Annotated in this window: 6 protein-coding genes and 1 pseudogene; all 7 read right to left on the bottom strand. The window is 70.5% G+C overall.

Annotation, left to right across the window (positions count from 1 at the left end):
- Positions 1 to 319: pseudogene (locus FXN61_RS47110) on the bottom strand (hypothetical protein); the annotation flags it as partial.
- Positions 320 to 408: 89 nt separating this feature from the next.
- Positions 409 to 864 (bottom strand): single-stranded DNA-binding protein, encoded by a 456-nt coding sequence (ssb, locus tag FXN61_RS47105; protein ID WP_167980290.1) that lies wholly within the window; start codon positions 862 to 864, stop codon positions 409 to 411.
- 25 nt (positions 865 to 889) lie between these two features.
- A complete protein-coding gene (locus FXN61_RS47100; RefSeq protein WP_167980289.1) occupies positions 890 to 1,108 on the bottom strand; it encodes a hypothetical protein in 219 nt (72 codons plus the stop codon).
- A gap of 267 nt (positions 1,109 to 1,375) precedes the next feature.
- Positions 1,376 to 1,864, bottom strand: coding sequence for a Pycsar system effector family protein (locus FXN61_RS47095; RefSeq protein ID WP_167980288.1), 489 nt, complete (start codon positions 1,862 to 1,864; stop codon positions 1,376 to 1,378).
- 185 nt (positions 1,865 to 2,049) lie between these two features.
- The gene (locus tag FXN61_RS47090; RefSeq protein ID WP_167980287.1) at positions 2,050 to 4,053 is read right to left on the bottom strand and encodes a hypothetical protein; all 2,004 of its coding nucleotides are present in this window, start codon (positions 4,051 to 4,053) and stop codon (positions 2,050 to 2,052) included.
- Positions 4,054 to 4,106: 53 nt separating this feature from the next.
- The gene (locus FXN61_RS47085) at positions 4,107 to 4,526 is read right to left on the bottom strand and encodes a TraA-like protein (RefSeq protein ID WP_512698772.1); all 420 of its coding nucleotides are present in this window, start codon (positions 4,524 to 4,526) and stop codon (positions 4,107 to 4,109) included.
- Between the two features lie 39 nt (positions 4,527 to 4,565).
- Positions 4,566 to 5,096, bottom strand: a 531-nt coding sequence (locus tag FXN61_RS47080; RefSeq protein WP_167980285.1) for a hypothetical protein, incomplete at its 5' end; no start/stop codon positions are given.

The following is a 5,096-nucleotide window of genomic DNA, read 5'->3' as shown; positions in this document are numbered from 1 at the left end:
GACGCCCTTGTCGGTGGCGCCACCGGTGCCCTGGCAGGCTCCCGCGATGCTTCCGGGAGGGTTCGGCTGCTTGTTGGGCTGCTGCGGGTTGTTCGCGCCCTTTGAAGTTGTCGATGTCCAGCAGCAGCAACCCGACCGCGCCGGGGCGGCGCGTGGCCGCGCGGTGGGCCAGGATGCCCAGAGCCTCGCGGTTGCCCAGGCCGGTCAGGGCGTCGATGTGCAGACGCTTGAACAGGTGGAGCGCGTAGGCGCTGGTGGCCAGGTAGCCCGCGGTGGCGGCGGCCGTGGTGGTGGCCAGGATGGTGTTGGTGGTACTCATGGGTGGCTCCTCGAAACCGTGGAAGCGGTAGGGAGAGTGGAGTTGCGGGGCGGGTGCTTGCCGGCGTCGCCCCGCAACGTCCGGCCCGATCAGAACGGCGGCTCGTCGGCGAACCCGGACCCGTTGGCGGGCGGTGCGCTGTTCCAGGCGTCCGCAGCCGGGGCTGCGGCACCGGCGGTTGTGCGGGTGACCTTGGTGACCTTCGCGGTGGCCCAGCGCACCGACGGCCCGGCTTCGGTGACGTCCAGTTCCAGCACGGTGCGCTTCTGGCCCTCGTGCTCGAACTGCCGCTGCCGCAGCGTTCCGGTGACCAGCACGCGGGCGCCCTTGCCGACGGAGTTGACGAGGTTTTCGGCGGGCTGGCGCCACAGGGTGCAGCGCAGGAACGTGGCGTCGCCGTCGATCCACTGCCCGGACTGCTGGTCGTAGCGGCGGTCGTTGGCCGCCACGGTGAAGTTCGCGACCGCGATGCCGGACTGCGTGAACCGCAGCTCGGGGTCGGCGGTCAGCGTTCCGGCGACGGTGACCTCGGGAAGACCGGCCATGATCTGTGCTCCTCTCGAACGGGTTTCAGCGGGTGACGTGGTGGATGCAGTGGTTGTCGAGCAGCCGTGCGGCCAGGTCGGTGATGCGGCCCCAGTGCGCGACTACGAGTCGATTCGCCTCGTTCTGCACGGCGCGGAAGGTCGGGCGCTGAGCGCGTGGGATGCGGGCCAGGCACTCGTGGACGATGTTGCGGTCGTAGGCGCCGCTGTCCTCGACGTCGTGCGGCCACGCCGACGCGAGCACGTCGTGTGCTTCGAGCCAGGCCCGGTTCCGCGGGGACGCCGGCCAGCAGTGTAATCGCGGCGGCGTGGTCGCCGTCCGGGGTCTCGGGAAAGGTCATATCGGTCCAGCCGCGCCACCGGGTCGGGCTGGCCTGCCAGATCCGCACCTTGGGCGCCGTGCCGCCACCGACCAGGGCGATCACGGCGTGCGCGGCCTCGTGATGCGCCAGGGTCTCGATCTCATAGACGGCCTGCTGAGCGACGGTGGTCATGGCAGTTCCCCTTTTGCTCAGGCGGTGAGGACGGCGAGGGCGAGCAGGGCGAGCCCGGCCAGCAGCAGGTGCACCGCGATGCGGATGCGGCGGTACTTGGCGACCACCGCGGCCGACAGCGCCGCGAGCATTTCGGCGCGGGCGACGAGCACGTCGGGGCCGGTGAGGTCGGCCAGCAGCTCGGCCGGATTGGTGCGGAACTGGGCCCAGCGGTAGAAGCCGTGCCCGGTGGCGCCCAGGAACATCGGGCGCAGCACCGCGAGCAACAGCACGATCGCGGCGGCGATGGGCAGCGCCGCGAGGTGGAGCAGGACGGTGGCCAGGGTGCCGGGGTGTGAGGCGATCAGGGCCAGCACGCCGGCCAGAGCGGCGCCGAACAGTCCGAGCAGGCCGGTGGCCTTGGTGTCGGTGCGGCGCAGTTCGTCGCGGACCTCGTTCTCCGCGGCCTTCAGCGTCTCGTCGTGGTGCTGGTCGATGGGAATCGCAACGAACTCCGTGCAAGCCATGACGTCCTCCGAAATGTCACTGTGCGTAACCGGTAGAAGGGTGTGGAAGGCCAGGCCGACGTGTCGTCAGCCTTTGTCAGAACACTGTTATGAATCGGGTTTCGCGCGCGCACGCGCACCCGCGCGCATTGGGCGGGCGTGCGGGCGCCTGACGTCAGATGACGTCCGCTGACGTCAGACGCCCGCTACATGTCACGCTGCGTCACGGGCGCGCGGGCGGTAGACGATGGCCTTGCCGTCGGTCCCGGCCTCCTCCAGCACCCCGTCGCGGGCCAGGCCCGCGAGCTCGCCGGACAGCCACTGGCGGGTGCGGCCGAACACGGTCTCGGGGTCGGGCAGGTCGCGGATGGTGATCTCGGTGCGGCCGTCGCGGGTGAGCTTGTCCACCGCGGCGCGCAGCCGCTGCCGGGCCTGCGCCCGCGTCGGCTGCCACCGGGCAGGACCATGTCCGGGTCGTCGTCGGGCAGCTCCGCGTCGGGGTCCAGGTCCTCCAGGTCGGGCTCCGGGTCGTCGGGCAGCGCGAGCAGGGTGCGGTCGTCCTCATCGGACAGAAAGCCGTTGTCCCAGTCGTCGGCCAACGCGGCCGTCACGCTGCTGGTGTGGGCGGTGATGGGCACGACGGTGCCTCCCTGCTGGCTGGTCGGCTTGGCAGGCAAGCCGAGGATCTTCGCGGTGGGCGCCCACAACTCCGGCCGGATGCCGGCGTGCGCGTCGATGACCTGCGCGCGTTCCTCGTCGGTGGCGGTGAAAGTGCGGCCAGGAATCGGAAGCCGGTCCTCGTCGATGCCGGGGCCTTCGACGTAGTTGCAGCCCACCCTGCGGTTCTGCCACTTGTCCGGCCGGGCACCGGCGTCGATGACCTGCTCGGACAGCGTGAACGCCGCGTCGTCGATGTCCTTGACGCCGAAGCACCACACGCCGTCGATCTGGGAGCGCACGTCGGTGCTCATCTGCCGGAAGCTGGCCTTCTGCAACGAGAACACCACCGAGATCCCGGCTGAGCGGCACTCCTGGGCGATACGGGTCATGGTGGCCGCGTCCTCCAGCACGCGGGTGGACTCCTCCACCCAGATCACCAGGTACGGCATCCCGTGCCTCTCGAACACCTCCGGGGTCCACTCGTCGAAACCCCAGCGCCCCAACGAGGTCGCGCGGTCGGTGATGACGTCCGGGACGCGGGACATGACCTGCTGGCACTGCTTGTGACCGATGACGACGCTGGTGGAGTCACCGAGGAACGCCACGCTCTGCTCCCCCTTGGACGGGTCGAGCACGATCAGGTTGTTGTCGCGGCGGGTGAGCATCTCGGTCCAGCAGTTCTTCGCGCCGCCGGTCTTGCCGGAGCCCTTCATGCCCTGCACGATCCACGTGGCGGCCTGGCGCTGCGTGGCCTTGTCGCCGGGGAAGAACATCCGCTGCAGCTCGTTGTCCTCGTACACACCGGGCACGATCGGCTCCGCGATCGACCCGCCCGGCGCGGACGGCCCGCGCCACGGTTGCGGGTGGCGCAGCACGTCCACCGGCACGATCGTCATCGTCGCCTGCGAGGTGTCGTCCGGGTCGCCGACGACGCGGACGGAGCCCTTGGGCAGCCGCAACGCCGATGCGATCTTGTCGACCGCGCCCTGCACCTCCTCCACCGAGACCTCACCCGGCGGCAGCGCCAGCGGCGCGGTGACCTTGTTCGGCGCGACGTCGATCGCTTTGGCCTGCACCCCGGCAAGCTTGACCTTCTCGAACAGCGCCCCTGCGCCGCCGCTCTCCTCGCCACCGCGCAGCGCCCGGCGGATGTTCCACGACAACGCCAGCGTGGCACCGCCGAACAGCCAGATCCCGACCAGCGGCTGGCGCCACGGCGCGGTAATCGCACAGGTCACCAGCCATCCCGTCAGAATCGCGACCGTGATCGTGGCGTGTACGCGCGTGATGCCGGAGCGGGTGCCTGCGGCCTTGTAGGCCACGCCTGCCAGCACCGTTCCCGCCAGCGCGAGTACTGGCGTGATCCACGGCAGGTGCGGCGAATCGGCCAACATGAGGTGCGTCAGCGCGCCGGCGGGCCACGCGATCAGCATCGCCGCCCACTGCCCGCCGTACGGGGCGACCTTGCTGCCCCAGTAGTTGCGTGGCTGGTAGTAGCCAGCCTCCGAGCCGGTGCCCGCGAGGTCACCGCGGCTGCTGCGCTTGCCCATCTCCCGTTCTCCTTTCTGCGATTTCCTCGCGGTACCAACAACTTCCGGCCAGGTCAGCCGTCGAACTTGAACGCCGGGCGCTTCTTGCCCGACGCGGCCTCCAGCTCCGCGATGAAGTGCTTGCGGAAGCTCATGTACGTCTTGCGCAGCGAGGTCACCGCGACCTCCACCGCGTCGGCGGAGCGGTGCATGTGGCTGGCCACGAACTTGGCCCGCACCCGCGAGTCCAGCCCGCCCATGGACGGGTTCGCCGACGGCACGTACCGCAGCACGGCCTCCATCTCCTCCGCGGCGATGTGCAGCTCGTTGTACAGCGGGCGGATCAGCTTCGCGCCGCGGTCGCAGTAGTCACGGATCTGGCTGGTGGAGAAGAACTCCGGGTCGCCGAAAGACAGTTCTCCGCTCATCACGCACCCCTCACTGGTCCTGTGTGGACGATGTGGCTGGCGTCGTTGGCCTGCCGGGCACGGCACCCGCACGCCGGGGGTAACGCGGGTGCCGCACCCCGCCGGTCACGCCGCCCGGTCGCGCTCGGCCAACACGGCGTCGTAGACGGCCTTGCGGCGCTTGCCTCCGACCGACAACCCGGCCGTGCGAAGGGCTTCCAGCAGTGCGTCGCGGGAGAGCCGGTCGCCCAGCTCGGTCGCGGCCTGCCGGGCGGCGGGCATCAGGTCGGTGATGTCCACGCCGTCGATCACCACCGGTTCCGCCGCAGCGGTCTCGGTCGTCTTCTGCTCGCCGCGACCGGCTGACCGCAGCCGCCGAAGTCGAAGCGACCGAACTGGCAACGGGGCGTCGTTGTCGTTCGCGGTGTTGCCGCTGGTCGGTCGCGACCCGGTCGTGTCGGTCGCCCGCTGCCGACGCGTCTGCGGCCCGAAGAACAGCGCGGCTGCACCGGTCACCTGTTCTGCCTCGCGGATGACCGCATCGGCCGCGCGCCGACGTTCCTCGTCGGTCGCTTTGATCCGGGCGGCCACGACCCGGCCGAACCGGCGCCGTGCGCGCCACCCGAGTGCCTTGTTCGCGGCCTTGCGGGCGCGGTG

It is taken from the genome of Lentzea indica (genome assembly GCF_012184385.1).
In the GTDB taxonomy this organism is placed as follows: Bacteria; Actinomycetota; Actinomycetes; order Mycobacteriales; family Pseudonocardiaceae; genus Lentzea; species Lentzea indica.
Note: the sequence above shows the minus strand (reverse complement) of the source record. Positions and strands in the feature narration are given on the sequence as shown.

Excerpts from the sequence above, each read along its gene's own strand:
- FXN61_RS47095 (WP_167980288.1), bottom strand. The coding sequence starts at position 1,864 with ATGGCTTGCACGGAGTTCGTTGCGATTCCCATCGACCAGCACCACGAC.
- FXN61_RS47090 (WP_167980287.1), bottom strand. The coding sequence starts at position 4,053 with ATGGGCAAGCGCAGCAGCCGCGGTGACCTCGCGGGCACCGGCTCGGAG.
- ssb (WP_167980290.1), bottom strand. The coding sequence starts at position 864 with ATGGCCGGTCTTCCCGAGGTCACCGTCGCCGGAACGCTGACCGCCGAC.